The 19,448-nt window shown below is 74.2% G+C and carries 14 protein-coding genes; 6 read left to right on the forward strand and 8 right to left on the reverse strand.

Features of this window, described 5'->3' with window-relative positions; translation table 11 throughout:
- Window positions 1–49: 49 nt before the first annotated feature.
- From ACFV6E_RS41205 to ACFV6E_RS41220, 4 genes are all read right to left on the reverse strand, one after another.
- Entirely contained in the window at window positions 50–370 is a 321-nt protein-coding gene (locus ACFV6E_RS41205) for a DUF5133 domain-containing protein (protein WP_385175375.1), read from the reverse strand.
- A 199-nt stretch (window positions 371–569) separates the two neighbouring features.
- The gene (locus tag ACFV6E_RS41210) at window positions 570–1,433 is read right to left on the reverse strand and encodes a SigB/SigF/SigG family RNA polymerase sigma factor (RefSeq protein ID WP_385175377.1); all 864 of its coding nucleotides are present in this window, start codon (window positions 1,431–1,433) and stop codon (window positions 570–572) included.
- A 290-nt stretch (window positions 1,434–1,723) separates the two neighbouring features.
- Window positions 1,724–2,173: an ATP-binding protein gene (locus ACFV6E_RS41215; RefSeq protein ID WP_385175380.1), complete on the reverse strand. Its 450-nt coding sequence runs from the start codon at window positions 2,171–2,173 to the stop codon at window positions 1,724–1,726.
- A gap of 164 nt (window positions 2,174–2,337) precedes the next feature.
- On the reverse strand, window positions 2,338–2,511 hold the full coding sequence (locus ACFV6E_RS41220; RefSeq protein ID WP_385175383.1) for a CsbD family protein: 174 nt from the start codon (window positions 2,509–2,511) through the stop codon (window positions 2,338–2,340).
- 614 nt (window positions 2,512–3,125) lie between these two features.
- Here ACFV6E_RS41220 and ACFV6E_RS41225 point away from each other — a divergent pair.
- Entirely contained in the window at window positions 3,126–3,902 is a 777-nt protein-coding gene (locus ACFV6E_RS41225) for an SDR family NAD(P)-dependent oxidoreductase (protein ID WP_385175386.1), read from the forward strand.
- A 270-nt stretch (window positions 3,903–4,172) separates the two neighbouring features.
- Window positions 4,173–6,068, forward strand: coding sequence for an AMP-dependent synthetase/ligase (locus tag ACFV6E_RS41230; RefSeq protein ID WP_385175389.1), 1,896 nt, complete (start codon window positions 4,173–4,175; stop codon window positions 6,066–6,068).
- Window positions 6,069–6,085: 17 nt separating this feature from the next.
- Here ACFV6E_RS41230 and ACFV6E_RS41235 read toward each other — a convergent pair whose 3' ends face one another.
- Both ACFV6E_RS41235 and ACFV6E_RS41240 read right to left on the reverse strand, forming a co-directional pair.
- A complete protein-coding gene (locus ACFV6E_RS41235) occupies window positions 6,086–7,474 on the reverse strand; it encodes an FAD-binding oxidoreductase (RefSeq protein WP_385468820.1) in 1,389 nt (462 codons plus the stop codon).
- Between the two features lie 166 nt (window positions 7,475–7,640).
- Window positions 7,641–10,241, reverse strand: coding sequence for an ATP-binding protein (locus ACFV6E_RS41240; protein WP_385468823.1), 2,601 nt, complete (start codon window positions 10,239–10,241; stop codon window positions 7,641–7,643).
- Between the two features lie 204 nt (window positions 10,242–10,445).
- On the opposite strand from ACFV6E_RS41240, the gene ACFV6E_RS41245 reads away from it, so the two are divergent.
- Window positions 10,446–12,167 (forward strand): phospholipid carrier-dependent glycosyltransferase, encoded by a 1,722-nt coding sequence (locus tag ACFV6E_RS41245; protein ID WP_385468825.1) that lies wholly within the window; start codon window positions 10,446–10,448, stop codon window positions 12,165–12,167.
- A gap of 18 nt (window positions 12,168–12,185) precedes the next feature.
- On the opposite strand, the gene ACFV6E_RS41250 is transcribed toward ACFV6E_RS41245, so the two are convergent.
- Window positions 12,186–13,094, reverse strand: coding sequence for an aminoglycoside phosphotransferase family protein (locus ACFV6E_RS41250; protein ID WP_385175400.1), 909 nt, complete (start codon window positions 13,092–13,094; stop codon window positions 12,186–12,188).
- A 339-nt stretch (window positions 13,095–13,433) separates the two neighbouring features.
- Here ACFV6E_RS41250 and ACFV6E_RS41255 point away from each other — a divergent pair, with 339 nt between their 5' ends.
- Complete coding sequence (locus ACFV6E_RS41255) at window positions 13,434–16,013, forward strand: SpoIIE family protein phosphatase (RefSeq protein ID WP_385468828.1); 2,580 nt, start codon at window positions 13,434–13,436, stop codon at window positions 16,011–16,013.
- 95 nt (window positions 16,014–16,108) lie between these two features.
- Here ACFV6E_RS41255 and ACFV6E_RS41260 read toward each other — a convergent pair whose 3' ends face one another.
- On the reverse strand, window positions 16,109–16,678 hold the full coding sequence (locus ACFV6E_RS41260; protein ID WP_385177736.1) for a pep a2: 570 nt from the start codon (window positions 16,676–16,678) through the stop codon (window positions 16,109–16,111).
- Window positions 16,679–16,991: 313 nt separating this feature from the next.
- On the opposite strand from ACFV6E_RS41260, the gene ACFV6E_RS41265 reads away from it, so the two are divergent.
- Both ACFV6E_RS41265 and ACFV6E_RS41270 read left to right on the forward strand, forming a co-directional pair.
- Window positions 16,992–17,288: a DUF5133 domain-containing protein gene (locus tag ACFV6E_RS41265; RefSeq protein WP_385177738.1), complete on the forward strand. Its 297-nt coding sequence runs from the start codon at window positions 16,992–16,994 to the stop codon at window positions 17,286–17,288.
- 83 nt (window positions 17,289–17,371) lie between these two features.
- A complete protein-coding gene (locus ACFV6E_RS41270; RefSeq protein WP_385468831.1) occupies window positions 17,372–19,378 on the forward strand; it encodes an alpha-1,4-glucan--maltose-1-phosphate maltosyltransferase in 2,007 nt (668 codons plus the stop codon).
- The last annotated feature ends 70 nt before the right edge of the window (window positions 19,379–19,448 follow it).

A 19,448-nucleotide genomic window follows, 5' to 3' on the forward strand; every position in this document is an offset into this window, starting at 1 on the left:
GCCGCACCCGGGGTGCGGCCGGTCGGCCGTGCGTGCGCCCTCGCCCGTGTCAGTCGGCCAGGACGGGCGTCTCCCCGTCGGCGACACCGACCGGCATCTGCCTGGTCTTGGTGATCACGCGGCGTCCGAGCGCCGTCCCGCAGGCGGCCTTCGGCTGCGTGGCGGGCAGCCCCGTGACGGTCGCGAGCTGACGCCGCGCCGCCGCCAGAGCGAGCTGCACATCACGGGTCCCGGTCGAGACGCAGAGCGTGTACGCCAGGTCCTGGGCCCGCTGGCCCAGCCTGCCCGTGCTGTCCGCGGCCTCCTGGGCCACCAGCGCCTCGTACTCCTCGACCAGCTTGCGCAGCGTCTCCGGGTGGGGCATCAACATGTTCGTACTCCTTGATCGAGTGGCCGTGGAGCCGGGCAGGCGAAGGCCGCTTGGGGGTGGGCGCACGACGTGCGACGCATCTCGTCGCACAGGTGCATGACACATGGGCCTGGTGTGGGACGGGCCTGGTGCGGGACGGGCCTGGTGCGGGACGAGTGCGGCACGGGCCGTGGTACGGGGCCGGGGGCCGGGCGTACGGTCAGGTGTCGTCCGGCGACTGCCCCGGGCGCCGGCGCTGCGTCTCCTCGCCGAGGGCCTCGGCCCGCACCCGGGCGCAGCTGCTGCTGATGAGCCGGGAGACGTGCATCTGGGAGATGCCCAGCCGGTCGGCGATACGATTTTGCGTCATGTCCTCGAAGAACCGCATGTAGAGGATGGCGCGTTCCCGCTCGGGCAGCCGGCTCAGCCCGCGCTTGGCGGCCTCGCGGTCCACCACGGTGTCGAAGGAGCCGTCGTTCGCGCCCAGCGTGTCGGCGAGGCTGTAGCCGTCGTCCCCCGTGGGCATCTCGGCGTCGAGGGACAGGGTGCTGAAACTCTCCAGCGCCTCCATCCCGTCCTTGGCCTCCTCCTCGGTGAGGCCGGTGTGGGCGGCGATGTCGGCGATCGAGGGTTCGGGGGAACCCGGGCTCTGTATGAGTTCGCGCCGGGCGGCCCGCACCTTGTTCCGCAGTTCCTGGACGCGCCGGGGGACCCGGAGCGCCCACATGCGGTCGCGGAAGTGCCGCTTGATCTCGCCGGTGATGGTCGGCACGGCGTAACTCTCGAAGGCGCCGCGGGACGGGTCGAAGCGGTCGACGGCCTTGACCAGGCCGAGCGCCGCCACTTGGCGAAGGTCCTCGATGGACTCGCCACGGTCACGGAAGCGCCCCGCGATGCGGTGCGCCATGGGCAGCCACGCCTCGACGAGTTCGTCGCGGATGGCCTCGCGCTCCGGTCCCTCGCTCAGCTCGACCAGCCGCGCAAAAGCCGACATGGTGTCCGGAGCATCGTCGTGCGACCGCTTGGCGGCAGACTTGCTGCGGGCGGGGCCGGCGGAACGGCAGGTGGAAACATCGGTGAGCATGCGGTATCGCTCCTCCACGGTGCTGTCTGTGGGTATGACCACGGGAGGTCTGCCGTCGGTCCGCCAAGGGCGGCCGATGCGGCAATATCGCTCCCGCTGGCGCGCCTCCGGTCCGAAGCACGGAAATTCGGTTGCCCTGCCATCCTGCGATCAAACAGAGGAGTTCGCACCTTTAGCGGCACGTGTCCGCGACCGGCACCGGCCGGGGTCTCACCCGCGAAACGGAGAAATACGCAGAGTGACTCCCGGGCCTTTCACGGACGGACGGCCTGCGAGGGCTTATGACGGCTTCAGGCGAACGAGAGCGGGACGATCGCCGTGATGCGTTTGCCGCCGTTCCGCAATGGCGAGACGACCACGTCGCGGGCCAGCCGGCACACGATCGGCCAGCCATGACCGCCGAGCCGCATCCGTCCGCTGCTGTCGGTGCCCGGCGTGGCCACGGGCAACCGGTCGCTCTGGTCGCTCACCGAAAGGCGCAGTTCGTGGTCGGTCACCGTCACTTCGAAGTCCGTGACGCCGCCGCCGTGCAGTATCGCGTTGGTGGTCAGTTCCGAGGCGACGAGCAGTGCGTCGCCGACCGATCCGTTGTCACGTGGGATCCCACCACCTGGAAATCCCTCGGCGAGCGCGTCCCTGACGGCGTCCCGTGCCTCGGCCGCGGTGCGCGCGCCGCGGATGTCCCGGTGGTCGGAGAGGGTCGCCGTGTCGCCGGAGTGCGTTCGGAGTTCCCCGCACATCCTCTGCTCCTATGCCTCGTCATCTGACGCTGTCCTGTGGCTTTTTCGTGCAGCAATTCTCCGGGCCGTTCACGTCCCCCGCGAAAACCCGCGCGGCCCGGCTCCGGAAAGACCCGGGCCCGCCACAAGAAGCACGCGGCGGGCCCAGTCGGATTCGGCGACGCTCAGTGCCGGAAGACGTCCTTGGTCTTTTCCTTGGCCTGCCGGGCATCGCCCTTCGACTGCTCCGCCTTGCCCTCGGCGGTCAGCCGCTCGTTGCCGACCATGCGACCAATGGCCTCCTTGGCCTTGCCCTTGGCCTGCTCCGTCTTGGCCTGCGCCTTCTCGTTCTCGGCCACCGCAGTTCACTCCTCGCTGCGTCGACAATGCGATCCACCACTACGGCTGACCGCGTTGTCCGGCTCCAAACCCCGCCACCCCCGAATTACCGGCCATTCCCCCTGGGGGACCAACCCGGGAGAAATTGTTGAATCGGCATCCGACTTCCATTCGGCACGGGAGGGACCTGCGCCGATGCCGAGGGGCCCGCGCCGGGGCGAGTGGACCGGGTGGTGGGCCCGATGGTGCCGAGGGCGCTCGGGCCGCGAGGGGAGCGAGCCCGAGCGCCCCGCCACCGGACGGCGCCGCCGTCACGGTCTCCGGGTGGCGGGGATGCCGTGCGCTGCACGCCATGCACCTGCCAATCGGCAGTATGCACGCCGCCCGGTCGCTGTGAAAGAGCTGTGAAGGGCGGGAACGTCCGCATCGTACGGACACCGCGTCCGAGCAGCCAGGCCGCACTCCGGCCATTCGCCCGGCACCTGTCGCACACGGCCGTCCGCCCGCCAACTCCTCCGGGCGTGCGCCCCCTTCAGCTTCCGTGCCGCAGTTCCTGCGCATCGCCAGACGGGCCCCGCGGACCGCATCCTGACATGGGACGAAAACGGCGTCGGCACACGGAGGGAACGGGGACATGGCGGATTTCAAGGGCAGGGTGGCGATCGTCACCGGGGCCGGATCGGGCATCGGACGCGCCACGGCGGCGCTGTTCGCGGAGCGCGGCGCGCACGTGATCGTGAACGACCTGTTCGCCGAGTCCGCCGCGAAGGCGGTGGACGGGATACTGAAGGCGGGCGGCTCCGCCGAGACGGCGGTCGGCGACGTGACCCGCAGCGGCTACATAGACAGCCTCTTCACCGAGGTGACGATCCGTCACGGACATCTCGACATCGTGCACAACAACGTCGGGGTCGGCGGGCGCGGCAACCTGATCGACCTCACCGACGCCGAGTGGGACGAGGGCCTGGCGCTCAATCTGACGGCCACGCTGCGCGGGACGCGCGCCGCCCTGCGCATCATGTGCCAGCAGCGCTCGGGCGTCATCATCAACACCGCCTCCATCAGCGGCCACGCGAAGATCGCCGGGGTCGCCCCGTACTACGGCACCGCCAAGGCGGCCGTGCTCCACCTCACGCGCGAGGCGGCGATCGACGGCGGGCCCTACGGCGTGCGCGCCAACGCCGTCCTGCCCGGTTCGGTCCGCACCCCCGCGTTCGAGGAGTACATCGGCTCGCAGGAGGCGCTGGAGGAGTACGTCGCCGGGATCCCGCTGCGGCGCATGGCCGAACCCCTCGACGTGGCACGGCTGGTGGCCTTCCTCGCCTCGGACGAGGCCGCCGTGATCACCGGCGCCGGGGTGCCCGTAGACGGCGGGTTCTGCGCGCTGCTCCCCCAGCCCGGCGGGGACTGACACGACGGGCGGGACACCGTCCCCGAGCACACCTGTGCCCGCCTCGCCGCGCGGGCCGTCCGGCATCAAGTCCGCGCGGCGGCGGCCCGGTCGGCGGATTCCGGGCCCCGGCCGCGAGGCGCCGGGGCCGGCCGGACGGAGCGGCTCTTCCGGCCGGGCGCAGGCTTACGGTCATTCTTAGTGCCGCTGTCGTCGCCGTGGGCTACATTCGAGATCCTCGACCCAGCGCCTCTCGGTGAGGTCACGTCGCGGAGAAATTCGGAGCGGCGCATGCACGAGTCTTCACCCCTCCTCCCGGCCGTCGCGCCGATGAAGGGAGGGCTGGCCGACAGTCTCTTCGACACGGCCGCCCGCACCCCGGACCTGCCCCAGGTCGCCCGGCACGGCACCGGCGGCGAGTGGATCCGGACGACCGCGGCCGAGCTGCGGGACGAAGTGGTCGCGCTGGCCAAGGGACTCGTCGCCTCGGGCATCGCCCCGGGCCACCGCGTCGCCATCATGGCCCGCACCCGGTACGAGTGGACGGCGCTGAGCTACGCGTTGTGGGCGGTGGGCGCCGAGGTGGTGCCGATCTATCCCACGTCGTCGCACGAGCAGGTGTCGTGGATCCTCGCGGACGCCGACTGCGTGGCCGTGGTGGTCGAGGACGAACCGGGCGTGATGACCGTCGCGTCGGCCTGCGCCTCGCTCCCCCGTCTGCGCCACGTGTGGCAGCTCGACGCCGGCGCCCTGGCCGACCTGGCCGAGCGGGGCCGGACGCTGCCCACGATGACGGTCGAGTCGCTGCGCCGCATCGTGCCGCCCGACTCCACCGCGGTGATCGCCTACACCTCGGGCACGACCGGCCACCCCAGGGGCTGCGCGCTGTCCCACCGCAGCCTGGCCAGCCCCTGCGACGTCCTCCTGGAAGGCTGGGGCCACACCGCCGCGCCCCCGGGCGTGCAGCCGGCGATCCTCGCCTTCCTGCCGTTCTCGCACGTGTACGGCCTGATGATCCAGGGGCTGTGCATGCGCGGCGGGATGCTCCTCGGGCACGAGCCCGATCTGCGGGCCGAGGCGCTCGTCGCCGCCTTCCAGTCCTTCCGGCCCACGTATCTGCACGCGGTGCCGTTCGTCTTCGAGAAGATCTACAAGAATTTCCTGCGCACGGCCCAGCAGGACGGCCACGGGGCGCTGTTCGAGCGCGCGGCGCGCACGGCCCGGGACTTCGCCACGGCCACCGAGCGGCACCGGCTCGGCGGCCCCGCCCCGGGTCTCGACCTGCGCCTCCAGCACACGCTGTACGACAAGGCGGTCTACCGGAAGCTCCGTGCGGCTCTCGGCGGCCGGGTCTGCGGCGCGGTGTCGGGCGGCTCGCCGCTCAACCGCGAACTGGCCCTGTTCTACGCGGGCATCGGCATCTTCGTGCAGGACGGATACGGGCTGACGGAGACCGCGGGCGGGATCACGGCGCATCCGGTGGGCCGGGAGAAGTCCGGCACGGTGGGCCGCCCGCTGCCCGGCACGGAGGTCGCCGTCGCCGGCGACGGGGAGCTGTTCGTCCGGGGGCCCTCGGTGTTCCAGGGGTACGTGAACGACCCGCAGGGCACCCGTACCGCGCTGCGCGACGGCTGGCTGGCCACCGGCGACATCGGCCATCTCGACTCCGAGGGCTACCTCGCCATCACCGGCCGCAAGAAGGACATCGTCATCACCAGCGGCGGCAAGAGCGTCGCCCCCGCGCTCCTGGAGCAGCGGCTGCGCGTCCACCCGCTGGTCCACCAGGCGGTCGTCGTGGGCGACAACCGGCCCTGCGTGGGAGCGCTGATCACGCTCGACCCGGACTTCCTCGCGCACTGGCGCGCGGCGCGGGCGGTGCCGGGCGAGTCCAGCACCCGGGAGGCCCGGGAGTGGAACGAGTTGCAGGAGGAGGTCAGACGGGCGGTCGCCGCGGCCAACAACACCGTCTCCCGTTCGGAGTCCATCCGGGTCTTCCGGGTGCTGCCGGAGCCCTTCGACCTCGCCAGCGGGCTGCTCACCCCCTCCATGAAGCTGCGCCGGGACGCGATCGTGCAGCGCTTCGCCGCCGAGATCGACGCCATGTACCAGAAGTCGGCGCGGCCGCCGAGGGAGTACCTGCGGGGCGACCCGTCCGTGTGGGAGGAGACGGACGACGTCTTCCGCTGAGCCGCCCCGCGGTCCGGCTACGCCGGCAGCACGTTCTGGTTGATCCGGAACAGGTTGTACGGGTCGTACGCGGCCTTGACACGGGCCAGGCGGGCGTAGTTGTCGCGGTAGCCGGCCCGTACGCGTTCCTGGCCCTCGTCCATCATCATGTTGACGTACGCCCCGCCGGCCGAGAACGGGTGCAGCGCCTCGAAGTAGTCGACCGTCCACTGCCTCAAGGTTCCGGCGCCCGCCGGGTCGGGGTCGACGCCCGCGTAGACGCTCGCCCACTGGGCGTCCCGGTAGCTCCAGGCGGTGTCGGCGGGGGCGCGGTCGTGGGCGGCGCCGTCGACCGGGTACAGGTGCATCGTCGACTTCCAGGTCGGCAGTTCGGCGCCGAACTTGCCGTGCAGGGCGATCGCGTCGGCGGGGATGTCATTGACGAAGTCCGCGCGCCAGTACCACTGGTCGCCGGGCGGGTAGAACGCGTCGAAGGCGGACTGGAGCGCCGGGTGCGGCATCGGTCCGGGGCCGTGCAGCAGCGGCTCGGGCGTGCTGTCGAGGAGCGGGGCCATGGCCCGGGCCGCCGCGTCCGTGTCGTGCCCGACCCAGCACCACACGACGCCGCAGATCTTGCGCAGGTGCAGTTCCGCCGGGAACGGCGGGCCGGGCGGCACACAGCCGAACAGGAAGAAGCCGTTGAGCTCGCGGGGCGCGTGCGGGATGAAGTCCCGGTAGGCGGCGAGGACTTCGGGGCCCGCCTCGACCGGCCAGAAGGTGGGGCCCGCGACGACCGTACGCACCTCGTGCGGCCGGAAGCGGAAGGAGGTGACGACGCCGAAGTTGCCGCCGCCCCCGCGCAGGGCCCAGAACAGGTCGGGGTGCTCGTCGGCGGCGGCCCGTACCCGTTCGCCGGTGGCGAGCACCACCTCGGCCTCGATGAGGCTGTCGACGGTCAGCCCGCAGGCGCGGGTGAGGTGGCCGATGCCGCCGCCCAGAGTGAGGCCGCCGACCCCGGTGGTGGAGACGATGCCGCTGGGCACGGCGAGGCCGTGTGCGTGGGTGGCGCGGTCGACCTCGCCCCAGACGCAGCCGCCCGCGACGCGCACCGTACGGGCGTCCGGGTCGACCTCGATGTCCTTGAGCGGGGACAGGTCGACGACCACGCCCGCGTCGCAGGTGCCGAGGCCCGCGCCGTTGTGCCCGCCGCCGCGCACCGCGAGCGGCAGGTCGTGGTCGCGGGCGAACCCCACGGCCTGCGCCACGTCCCCGGCACCGGCGCAGCGCGCCACCAGGGCGGGCCGCTTGTCGATCATCGCGTTGTAGACGGCGCGGACCTGCGGATAGTCGGAGTCCTCCGGCCCGGTCAACCGGCCCGTGAAGCCGGTCAGTTCACGCCTGGCTGCCTGAACAGGAGTCATGGCCATGGGCACTCCCCGGTGTCTGGGACCGCGCTCCGGTGCCCGGGGACGATCGGCCGGCCCCGGGCCCCGTCCCGGCGGTCCGGTGCGCGTAGTGGTCCGGTCAACCTTTCTAGTCCGGTGGGCGTCGCGCGGACACCGTGTCCGGCACTCAGCTCGGCGGGCCGGCTACCTAGTTTTCGCGGCCCGGCAGTACGCCCAGCTCCAGTGCCCGGTCGGTGGCCTGGCGCCGGGTGCGGACGCCGAGTTTGTCCAGTACCGCCGCGACGTGGTTGTCGACGGTGCGGACCGACACCACGAGCCGGTCGGCGATCTCCGGGTTGGTCAGCCCCCGCGCCAGCAGCCGTACGACCTGGAGCTGGCGTCCGGTGAGCCCGGCCGGGTTCCCCCGGGTCGCGGCGAGCGGCCCGCGCGGGATCCGCCGGACGCCCCGTTCCCGCAGCCGCGTGCGGACCAGCCGGGCCAGCGGGCGCGCGCCGAGGGCGTCGAGTCCGGCCAGCGCCGCCAGCTGGTCGTCGGCGTCGGGGCTCTCGGCGAGGGCCGCGGACCGCTCGTAGGGGCAGCCGGCCCGCTGCCACGCCTCGGCCGCGGCCCGCCAGCGGCCCGCGGTCTGCAACGCGTACGGGTGCCGCGAGGCGTCCGCCGGGACCGGCTGCCCGGCCTTGGCCAGCCAGTAGCCGAGCTCGGCGCGGTGCCCCACCGCGTCGAGGCGGCCCGCCAGCTCGAACACCGGGCCCGCGATGGCGGCGACCGCGGCGTGGTCGCCGCGCAGCCAGGCCGCCTCGGCGCGGGCCGCCGCGACCGGCCCGGTGCGCTGGAGCTCGCTGCTGCGCACCGCGAACTCCCAGGCCCGGTCGAGAAGTTCACCGCCGCCGCTGCGCCCGCTGCGGACCCGCACCCGGCCCAGGACGGTCAGCGCGGGGCAGCGGGCGGGCACGAAGTCGTGCGCGCCGAGTTCGGCGTACCGCTCCGCCTCGTCCCAGTCCCCGGCGGCGAAGCGGCGCAGCGCCATTTCCACGTTCAGGTAGCTGAGGAAGCCCAGGTGTTCCGCCCGGTCGGCCAGGGCCAGGGCGGGCGCCAGATAGCGGTCCGCCTCGGTGTGTTCCAGGTGCTCCAGCAGGGCCCAGACGATATTGGCGTAGGCCCGGCAGGCGTGCTCGACCTCGCCCGCGCCGAGCGCCACCCGCAGGCTCTCCTCCAGTTGCGCCCGGCCCCGGGGGTCGCCGGCCCGCCAGCGGGCGGAGCCCACGTTGTTCAGGGCGTGCGCGAGGATCGCCACGTCGCCCGCCCGGCGGGCCAGCGCGATGGCCCGCTCGCCGAAGGCGACCGCCTGCGCGTTGCGGCAGGAGAGCATGTGGAGCTGGGAGGTGTTGCTGAGCGCGAGGGCGAGCAGCCGGTCGTCGCCCGCGCCCTCCAGCACGGCGATCGCCTCCTGCGCCGCCTCCTGGGCCTCCTCGGCCTGCCCGGCCCACCAGCGGATCCGGGACAGCCAGCGCAGATCGGCGCCGAGGGCGCGGACGTCGCCGAGGGAGCGGCGCAGCGCGACCGCCTCCAGCTGGGCCCGGACGGCGGCCGGTGAGTCGGCGATGGTGTAGCTCTCCACCGCGTACCGTTCGAGCAGTTCGGCCCGCCGGGCCGGGGCGAAGCGTTCCCGCTGCCGCAGCACGAGCCGCAGCTGGGCGGCGGCCTCGCGGTGGGCGCCCGCGCGGGCCGCGTCCCGGGCGGCGTCGGGCCCGTACCGGGCGATGGCCTCCTGGTCCCCGGCCTGCGCCGCGTGGTGGACGATCCGTGCGGAGTCGGCGCCCGGCAGTGCGGTGAGCGCGGCGAGCACGTCACGGTTGAGCGCGATGCGCCGTGCGGCGGGCAGCGAGTCGGCGACGGCGCGGCGGATCAGCTCGTGCCGGAAGCAGACGCGTTCGGGGGTGACGACGAGGAGCCCGTGCCGCTCGGCCGGTGCGAGGCGGGCCACGCCGTCCGTCAGCAGGGCGTCGGCCAGCCGGTGTTCCACCGCGGACGGCACCACGGCCAGCTGTTCGAGCGCGTCCCGGGCGCCGTCGTCCATCCCGCGCAGCCGGGCCAGTACGGCGTCGACGACGGTGGGCGGTACCTCGCCGGCCTCGCCGGCCCTCAGCAGTTCGGCGACGAAGAAGGGGTTGCCGGAGGTCACCTTGTACACCTGCGCGGCGTCGAGGCCCCCGGCCGCGCTCAGCCGCCGTACGGCCGTCTCGGAGAGCGGGGAGAGCGGGAGGCGGTGCACGCGCTCGGCCCGGGAGACCTGGCCGAGCAGGTGCAGCAGCGGGTGTTCGCGGTCCAGTTCGTCGTCCCGGTAGGTCAGCACGAGCACGGCGGGCAGCCGTTCCATCCGGCGGACCAGGAATCTGAGGGCGTCCAGGGACGCCTCGTCGGCCCAGTGCACGTCCTCGACGACGAGGACGGCGGGGCGCGGCGGCCGGGACAGTTCGGTGCGCAGGGCGTCGTGGACGCGGTGCCGGTCGCCGCCTTCGGTGAGGGCCCGGACGAGCTGGGCGCCGACGCCGTCCACCAGGTCCCTGAAGGGTCCGAGCGGCCGCCGCGTCGCGAGGTCGTCGCACTCCCCGAGGAGCACCCGTGCCTCTGGGGGCAGCACTCTCGGCAACGCTCTGACCAGGCTCGATTTGCCGATCCCGGCTTCGCCGAAGACGAGCGCCACCGAGCCCGCGCCGGCCGCGGCCTCGTGTGCGGCGGCGGCCAGTCGTGCGAGTTCCCGCTCGCGTTCGAGGATCCCCCCATCCACGGCGTCATTCTGGCACGCGGCGCTCCGCCCGGTACCAGAGAACGGACGAGCCGGTACGAGAGGCCGCCAACGGTGCGACCGGGGTGATTCCGCACCCGTCCAACGGCCGGTGACCGGGGGCCGCCGCGCGGCGCGTCCGCGGCCGTTGAACCGGTGCGGGCAGGATTGCGTACGGATGACGGGGAAGGCCGGAAAGGCGGGGTCATGATGTCGTCGTCCGCGACGGACACGGGGTGCGGCGCGGCGCCCCGCACGGAGCCCGCGCGGGGCGGGGCGGCCGCGGGGACCGGCCGGAGGCGGCGCGCCCCGTGCGCGTGGCTGCGGCGGCGGCTGACGGCCGTCACCGTCGTCGTACTCCTCGTCCAGATGGCGGCGGCGATGGTCACGACCGCCGTGCAGCAGACGCCGACCATCGACGAGCCGGTGTACGCGGGCACCGCGGTCGTCTACGCCCAGCAGCACGACCTGCGCTACAACCCCGAGCATCCGCCGCTGGGCAAGCTGATCATCGCCGGTGGCCTGGTCCTGGCCCGGCCGCACCTGGACCCGGGGTTCACCGGGAACCAGTCGGCGCTCGGCCGTGAGCTGCTGTACGGGTCGGGCGACGATCCGGGGCGGCTGCTGCTGTGGGCGCGGCTGCCGGTGATCGCCCTGACGCTGCTGACCGGCCTGGTCGTGTTCGCGTTCGCCCGGGACCTCACGGGGTCCGCGGGCGGTCTCGTCGCGCTGGCCCTTTACACGTTCTCGCCGGACGTCGTCGCGCACGGCTCGCTGGCCACGCTGGATCTGGCGACGGCCGCCTTCCTGCTGCTCACGGTGTGGCTGCTGTGGCGGGCGCGGCGGCGGCCGCGCCTGCTGTCCCTGGCGGGTGCGGCGCTGGGCGCGGCGCTGGCGACGAAGATGAGCGTGCTCGCGGCGGTACCGGTGCTGCTCTGTCTGGTCGTGGTCACCCTCTGGTCGGCCCGCCGCCCGTCCCCCGGGCTGCGGGACCGGGCGCGGGTGCTGGGGCTCGGGCTGCTGGCGGCGGCGGGGGTGGCGCTGATCGCGGTGGCCGTGGTGTGGGCCGCCTATCTCGCGGTCGACCCGCGGCTGCGCTGGACCACGCCGGCCTCCGTCCCGCACGTCCGCGGGACCCGCGGCCTGATCGCCCACTGGCTGCCGTTCCCCCGGCCGTACCGGGACGGACTGCGCATCCAGTTCGGCTTCGAGTACGGCGAGTGGGAGGGCTTCCTGCTGGGCCGGCACTACCACGGCGCCCTCTGGTACTACCTGCCGGTGGCGCTGCTGATCAAGACGCCGCTCGGCGCGCTGGCGCTGTGGACGGCCGGTTCCCTGGCGCTGCTCGCCGTCCCCCGGCTGCGGCCCGCCGCGCCGTACGTGCTCGTCCCCCCGGTGGTCCTGCTCGCGGCGGCCATGCCGGGCGCCCGCGACCTGGGGGTGCGGTACGCGCTCTTCGTGCCGGTGTTCCTCGCGGTGGCCGCCGCCGGGACGGCCGCCGTGCGCCCGCGGTGGACGCGGGCGGCGGCTCTGGTCCTGGTGCTGTACGCGGCGGTCAGCTCGGCGCTGACGTTCCCGTTCTACCTGCCGTACTCCAACGAGGCGTTCGGCGGGACGCCCCGGACGCATCTGGTGCTGCACGACTCGAACGTCGACTGGGGCCAGGACCTCGGGCGGCTCGCCGAACACCTGCGGCGGTGCTGTCCGGGCCAACGGGTGTGGCTCGTCTACAAGGGCAGCGGTGTGCCCTCCTTCTACGGCATCCGCTGGGCCGACCCGCGCGAGGCCCCGCCCGGCTCGGTGCACGGGCTGCTGGTGGTCTCCGACTCCGCCGCCGCCAAGGCGGAGGGCCGGCTCGCCGCGCTGCTGCGCACCAGCCGCCGCGTCGACGAGGTCGGCCACTCCATCGGTATCTACCGGCGGCCGTGACGCCTCCCGCCCCGGCTCTCAGCCGCCGGCGGCCACGGCGTGCTCGGCGAGCACCTCGCGGATGACGCGCCGCGCGTTCGACGCCATGTACGGGTTGGAGTCCGCGTAGTACGGGAGCTGGATCAGCGCCATCGACAGGGCCCAGCCGCGGCCGCGCTCCCAGGTGGCGTCGTCGGCGCCGGTCGCGGCGCGGAAGACGGCGCGGGAGCCGGCGGGCAGCAGGTTCCAGGCGGGGATCAGGTCGCACGCGGGGTCGCCGGTGCCCGCCGTGCCGAAGTCGATGACCGCGGTGAGCCGGTCCCCGTCGAGGAGGAGATTGCCGGGCATCAGGTCGGAGTGCGCCCACACCGGCGGCCCGGTCCGGGCCGGTGCCCGCAGCGCCCGGTCCCAGGCCGCGCCCGCAGCGTCCGTGTCGATCGTGCCGCGCAGCCGCCCGAGGGCGTCGCGGGTCTCCTCGTCGACCCCGGCGAGCGGGCCGCCCCGGTAGGCGGGCGGCGCCTGCACGGCGTCGGCCCGGCGCAGCGCGGTGACGAAGCCCGCCAGGTCACGGGCGAGCGCGTCGGGTGCGGCGAGGCGGTCGGGGTCGGGGTGCGTGCCGGGCAGCCAGGACTGCACGGACCAGGGGAAGGGGAAGCCCTCCCCCGGCGCGCCGCGGCCGGCGATCCCGGGGATGCGCACGGGCAGGTGCGGGGCGAGCTCCGGCAGCCAGCGGTGCTCCTTGAGGACGTCCTCCGCCCCGTCCGCCGTACGCGGCAGCCGTACCAGCAGTTCGTCGCCGAGCCGGAAGACGGCGTTGACCGTGCCCCACGACGGCAGCGGCGCGACGGGCAGCCGCGCCCACCGCGGGAACTGCGCGGTGACCAGCCGCCGCACCAGGTCCGCGTCAACCCGCACCTCACCGTCGACCGCCGCGCTTCCGTCGCTCACCGCGCACCTCCGTCGTCCCGGGCACCGCCCTCGTCTCCCCCGCCGCGGGCCCTCGCGGACGCGCGATCACCGGGGCGGGCCCACCACACCCCATCAGACGCCGTGCGGAATTCCCACTGGATATATGCGCACGGCGGCCCCCGCACGCCGCATCTCCGGCCACTTCCGGGGCAGGCGTGCCGACGGGAGCGTGCTCGGACACCGGGCGGTACGGGCCCGGAGGCGGGCGCGCGTCACGCCGCCGTACGAACTCCGGGGCGCCGAGGTGCGCGGCCGGGCCGCCGGGCGGCATCCTTGCTGTGTTACCCGACCTGGTGGTGCGTGGACGAGGACAGACCGATGGCTGGGAGCGTCGAGCGTACGGAGCGGTCGCAGGAACGGCTGGCCGCGCTGCTCACCGGCGCCGTGGCGGACTCGATCCGGGCGGTCGGCGGCTTCGCGGGCGGCGTGTACCTGCGCTCGCCCACTCCGGGGCTGCTCCGCCTCGCCGTGCTGGCGGGGCTGCCGGGCCCGCTGTTCCGCCCCTGGTGGCGGATGCACGCGGACCGGCCGTTCCCGGTCGCCGACGCGCACCGGCTCGGCACGGCGGTGCTGCTCGCCGACGCCACCGACACGATGCGCCGTTATCCGCAGCTCGCCGCGGGGCTGCCCTTCCAGTTCGGCTCGGTCTACGTGCCCGTGACGGCGGCGTCGACGGCGTTCGGCGTACTGACCGTGCTGCACCCCTCGGTCCCCGACCCGGCCGAGGTGCTCCTCGACCGGGACCGGCTCACGGCCGTCGCGGAGAAGCTGGGCGCGGCGCTGCTGGGGCTGGCGACCGAGGGGGCCGGCGTGGTCTGGGACGGCGAGCCGCGGTGCGTGCGGCCGCCGGCGCGCGGGGAGGTGCGGGGCGCCCGGGTCGGACGGTTCGTCTGGGATCCGGCGGGCACCCCGGCCACCGGCGACGACGCGCTGTGGGACCTGCTGGGCACGAAGCCCGGCGAGGCCGCCCTGGCCCCGGGGGCGCTGGTCCGCGCGGTGGCCCCCGACGAGCCCGACCGGCTGCTGGCCGCGCTGCGCGGGACGGCCGCGGGCACCCCGCCGCCGCTGCCCGTCTCGCTGCGCGACGCGGCGGGCGGGCACCGGCTGGTCGACCTGTGGGCCCCCGACGGCACGCCGGGACCGGACGCGCGGCCCCGCCGGGTGCACGGGCTCGTCGTCGATCCGGGGCCCGGCGGCGCGGCGGCGGAGGCGGCCGACCTGCTCCCGGAGGGCGTCTTCGCGCTCGACCGGCTCGGTGTGATCACGTACGCCAATCCGCGCGCCGCGGAACTGCTCGGCCGGCCGCGGCCCGAGCTGGTGGGCCGCTCCCTGTGGGAGGCCCTGCCGTGGCTGGACCGGCCGCGCTACGAGGACCATCTGCGCGGCGCGCTGCTCTCCCCCGACCCGGTGCACTTCCAGGCCGCGCGCCCGCCCTCGGCACCGGGCGGCGGCGCGGGGCCCCTCGGCCGGACCGGTCACGGCGGGCCGGTGCGGGACGAGGGCGAGTGGCTGGCGCTGACGATCCATCCGGGTCCGGACAGTCTCGCCTGCACGGTCGTCCCCGTCGGCGGGCCCGCCACCGCGCGGTCCGGGCCCGTCGACGCCCGGCGGCTCGCCGCGGAGGCGGCCGACCCGGACGAGCCGGCTCACGCGACCGCGCCGCTGTACCGGCCCATCGTCCTCGCCATCGCGCTGACCGAGGCGGTGACGGCCCGGCAGGTGTCCGAGGTGGTGATGCGGGAACTGCTGCCCGCCTTCGGCGGTGACCGGCTGGCCCTGTACCTGCTCCAGGAGCGGCGGCTGTACCTGGCCTGGGAGACCGGCTTCCCGCGCGGCTTCCTCACCCCGTCCGAGGGCGTCGGGCTCGACACCCGGCTGCCCGGCGTGGAGACGCTCACCAGCGGGCGGCCGCTGTTCTTCGAGTCGATGTCCCAGTTGGCGGGCGCCTATCCGGGTATAGCGGTGGACGCCGAGGAGGGCTCCCGGGCGTTCCTGCCGCTGATCGCCTCCGGCCGCCCGGTCGGCTCCTGCATCCTCGGCTTCGAGCGGTCCCGCACCTTCACCACCGAGGAGCGCACGGCGCTGACCGCGCTGGCCGGTCTGATCGCCCAGGCCCTGGAGCGGGCCCGGCGCTACGACACCGAGGCCGCGCTCGCCCGGGGTCTCCAGGAGGCCCTGCTGCCGCACCGGCTGCCGGCCCATCCGCTGGTGGAGACGGCGGGACGCTATCTGCCGGGGACCCTGGGGATGGACGTGGGCGGCGACTGGTACGACGTCGTGGAGTCCGGCGGCGGACTGGCCCTGGTCATCGGCGACGTCCAGGGGCACGGTGTCCAGGCGGCGGCCACGATGGGCCAGCTGCGCAGTGCGGTACGGGCGTTCGCGCTCGGCGACCGGGCGCCCGACGAGGTGATGAGCGCCACGAACCGGCTGCTCATCGACCTCGATCCGGGCCAGTTCGCGAGCTGCTGCTACCTCCGGCTCGACCCGGGCACCGGACACGCCCGCGCCGCCCGCGCCGGGCATCCGCCCCCGCTGCTGCGCCATCCTGACGGCCGTACGGAGATCCTGGACCTGCCCGGCGGCGTGGTGCTCGGGGTCGATCCGCAGGCGCGGTATCCGGTGACGGACTTCGTCCTGGCGCCCGACGCGGTGCTCGCCCTGTACACGGACGGGCTGGTCGAGCGGCCGGGGCGGGACATCGACGAGGGCATCGCGGAACTGCGCGACGCGCTGTCCCGGACCGGCTCCCCGCGCTCCCGGGCGGGCGGGCCCTCCCTCGCCGGCGCGGCCGACCTGCTCACCGAGGAGGCCCGCCGGACCGGCGAACGCCCGGACGACATCGCGCTGCTGCTGACCGCCTGCCGGTCGGTCCGGGCCGCGGACCGGCGCCCTTAGACACAGGCTTTCAGGGCCCCGGACGCGGTCGGGCCGCGGCTGCCGGAGCAGCCGCGGCCCGGTGGGCCGCCCGGTCCCGGGGACCGGCGGGCCGGTCACATGGCGACCTTCTGGCGCGCGGCGGCGGCGTACCGGTCGTCGGGCCGTCCCGGGCCGGCGGCGCTCGCGACCGCCGCGAGGTGGATGTCCTCCCCGGGACCCGCGAGAGCGGGGACGGGGGTGACGCGGGGCGCCCGGCACGCCTCGCGCAGGGTGGGCGACGGCGTGGGCGGGGTGAGCGGCGCGCGCTCGGCGGCCGTGGCGCGGCGCGAGAACCAGATGATCTTGCCGCCGACGCCGGTGGCGCAACAGCCCCAGCCGTCGCTCTGCGCGGCGATCCGGGCGAGACAGCCCTGGGGCGCGTAGGGCGGGCCGATGTCCTGGTTGTTGTCGGAGACGGCGGTGATCAGGTGCTGGCCGTTCCACCACATCTCGATGGACGTCTTCTTGTCCGTGGCGTGGCGGTCGATCGTGTGCAGCAGGACTTCGGCGCATTCACAGACGGGATCGACGAGCGTCTTCAGATTCCAGTACCTGAGATGGGCGGCCAGAATGCGCTTGACCTGTCCGACCCGCTCGGGGCTGACCTCGACATCGAGGTGGTAGTAGCAGGGCACTGCGTTCATCGTCGTTGGCTCCTCACCGGCGAAGCTCTCGCTTCTCCACCGCCCTCGCGGGCCGAGCCCCGAACACGAAGCGTGAGCGCTGATCGCTCCTGAGTAACTCCCAGGGTGTAAGCGCTACTCCGTTTGTGCAACCCGGGGGCGGTACCGGATTTATTGATTGAAGAGCCAACAAGACGCCCGTGCAGGTCGCATGCACCATAGGGGAGAGTTCCGGCGCCGTAACGGCCCGGTTCCTCTCCGTGCACGGTCCTGGCCGGGACAGCCGCGTCCCGGTGAACCGTGCGCAGACCACAGAGTGGGAAGGTGACCAGCGATGCTGCTGCCCGCCAAGGCTGAGGTCGCCCGGCATCTCGAGCGGTACCGGGCGTGGGAACGTCTGCTTCTCGCGGCCCCCGCCGATCACGCGGTACGGGGCAAGTTCGAGAACACGGGCTACACCCTGTGCGTGCTGATGGGCGAACGCTGCGCCCGGGAGGCGGCGGACGCCGCCGAGACGTATCTGGGCACCACCCCGGCCCTGGCCCGCAGGCATTCCGGACACCGCTCCCGCGGCGGCGGCCGCACCGGGAGCGCGCGGCTCCGGGGCGCCGGCCCCGTGCTCCACCGCTAGCGACCGACCACGCTGCACGGCCGGCCTCCGATGCAGCTTCGACCGACCACAGGCCCGCGACCGATACGGCGGAGGCGAGACCCATGGACCTGGACGTGCACCGGAACGCTGCCACCGGGCGCATCCCGATCGTGGATGTCCACCCGGCCGTCGACTGCGGCCGACGGCCGGCGAAGGCGGTCGCGGGCGAGACATTCCAGGTCACCGCCACGCTCTTCGGCGAGGGGCACGACGTGGTCGGCGCAGGCGCCGTCCTGCTGGACCCCGGCGGCCGTCCCGGCCCCTGGACCCCGATGCGCGAACTCGCCCCCGGCACCGACCGCTGGGGCGCCGAGGTCACTCCGGCGGCCCCGGGCGAGTGGACCTTCCGGGTGGAGGCGTGGAGCGACCCGGTGGCCGCCTGGCGGCACACCGCCCGGATCAAGATCCCCGCCCGTGTCGACACCGGACTCGTCCTGGAGGAGGGTGCCGCGCTGTACGAGCGGGCGGGCGCCGGCGTGCCCGAGGGAGCCGGGCGGCGGACGGTGCTGGCCGCGGCCGAGGCGCTGCGCGACGACTCCAGACCCGCGCCCGCCCGGCTCGCGGCGGCCCTGGCGCCCGAGGTGTCGGCCGTGCTCGCCGTGCACCCGCTGCGGGAGCGGCTGTCCCGGTCCGCGCCGATGCCGCTGCTGGTCGAGCGGGAGCGGGCGCTGTACGGCTCCTGGTACGAGTTCTTCCCGCGCTCCGAGGGCGTCTCGGTGCGCGACGGGCACCCGGTGAGCGGCACCTTCCGGACCGCCGCCGAGCGACTGCCCGCCATCGCGGACATGGGCTTCGACGTCGTCTACCTCCCGCCCGTCCACCCGATCGGCACCACGTACCGCAAGGGCCCGAACAACACCCTGTCGGCCAGCCCCCGGGACGCCGGGGTGCCGTGGGCGATCGGCTCGCCGGAGGGCGGGCACGACGCCGTGCACCCGGACCTCGGCACGCTCGGCGACTTCGACGCCTTCGTCCGGCGGGCGTCGAGCCTGGGCCTGGAGATCGCGCTCGACTTCGCGCTCCAGTGCTCCCCCGACCACCCGTGGGTGGAGAAGCACCCGGAGTGGTTCCGGCACCGGCCGGACGGGACGATCGCCTACGCGGAGAACCCGCCGAAGAAGTACCAGGACATCTACCCGATCGCCTTCGACCAGGACATGCCGGGGCTGGTGGCCGAGACGACGCGGATCCTGCGGCACTGGATGGCGCACGGCGTGCGCATCTTCCGGGTGGACAACCCGCACACCAAGCCGGTGGTGTTCTGGGAGCGGGTCATCGCGGACATCAACCGCACCGACCCGGACGTGATCTTCCTGGCCGAGGCGTTCACCCGCCCCGCGGTCATGCGCCGGCTCGCCGCCGTCGGCTTCCAGCAGTCGTACACCTACTTCACCTGGCGCAACACCAAGCAGGAGCTGACCGAGTACCTCACCGAGCTGTCCGGCGAGACGGCCGCGTACATGCGGCCCAACCTCTTCGTGAACACCCCGGACATCCTGCACGCGTATCTCCAGCACGGCGGGCGGCCCGCCTTCGAGGTGCGCGCGGTGCTCGCCGCCACCCTCTCCCCCACGTGGGGCGTCTACAGCGGCTACGAGCTGTGCGAGAACACCCCGGTCCGGGAGGGCAGCGAGGAGTACCTGGACTCCGAGAAGTACGAGCTGCGGCCGCGCGACTGGGCGGCCGCCGAGCGGGAGGGCCGCACCATCGCCCCGCTCATCACCCGGCTGAACGGCATCCGGCGGGCGCACCCCGCCCTCCGCCGACTGCGCAACCTCCGCTTCCACCTGGCGGACAACGACGCGGTGATCGCCTACAGCAAGCGGACCGGCACGGACACGGTCGTGGTGGTGGCCAACCTCGACCCGCATCACACCCAGGAGGCCACGGTCTCGTTGGACATGCCGGAACTCGGCCCGCACCGGCACGGGACCGTGCCGGTGCGCGACGAGCTGACCGGCGAGACCTATCACTGGAGCAAGGCCAATTTTGTGCGCCTGGGGCCCGGCGGGGCGCATGTGCTCGCCGTCGGCGCCGCACCGCGGATCGGAGGGTCACCCACAACATGATCGTCAACGAGCCCGTCCCGGACACCTTCGAGGACACCCCCGCCAAGGACCGCGACCCGGAATGGTTCAA

The sequence above is a fragment of the Streptomyces sp. NPDC059785 genome (assembly GCF_042732375.1).
Lineage (GTDB): Bacteria > Actinomycetota > Actinomycetes > Streptomycetales > Streptomycetaceae > Streptomyces.

Coding starts and splice junctions, on each gene's coding strand:
- ACFV6E_RS41225 (WP_385175386.1), top strand. CDS start 3,126: ATGGCGGATTTCAAGGGCAGGGTGGCGATCGTCACCGGGGCCGGATCG.
- ACFV6E_RS41210 (WP_385175377.1), bottom strand. CDS start 1,433: ATGCTCACCGATGTTTCCACCTGCCGTTCCGCCGGCCCCGCCCGCAGC.
- ACFV6E_RS41260 (WP_385177736.1), bottom strand. CDS start 16,678: ATGAACGCAGTGCCCTGCTACTACCACCTCGATGTCGAGGTCAGCCCC.
- ACFV6E_RS41255 (WP_385468828.1), top strand. CDS start 13,434: ATGGCTGGGAGCGTCGAGCGTACGGAGCGGTCGCAGGAACGGCTGGCC.
- ACFV6E_RS41205 (WP_385175375.1), bottom strand. CDS start 370: ATGTTGATGCCCCACCCGGAGACGCTGCGCAAGCTGGTCGAGGAGTAC.
- ACFV6E_RS41245 (WP_385468825.1), top strand. CDS start 10,446: ATGATGTCGTCGTCCGCGACGGACACGGGGTGCGGCGCGGCGCCCCGC.
- ACFV6E_RS41235 (WP_385468820.1), bottom strand. CDS start 7,474: ATGGCCATGACTCCTGTTCAGGCAGCCAGGCGTGAACTGACCGGCTTC.
- ACFV6E_RS41270 (WP_385468831.1), top strand. CDS start 17,372: ATGGACCTGGACGTGCACCGGAACGCTGCCACCGGGCGCATCCCGATC.
- ACFV6E_RS41265 (WP_385177738.1), top strand. CDS start 16,992: ATGCTGCTGCCCGCCAAGGCTGAGGTCGCCCGGCATCTCGAGCGGTAC.
- ACFV6E_RS41215 (WP_385175380.1), bottom strand. CDS start 2,173: ATGTGCGGGGAACTCCGAACGCACTCCGGCGACACGGCGACCCTCTCC.
- ACFV6E_RS41230 (WP_385175389.1), top strand. CDS start 4,173: ATGCACGAGTCTTCACCCCTCCTCCCGGCCGTCGCGCCGATGAAGGGA.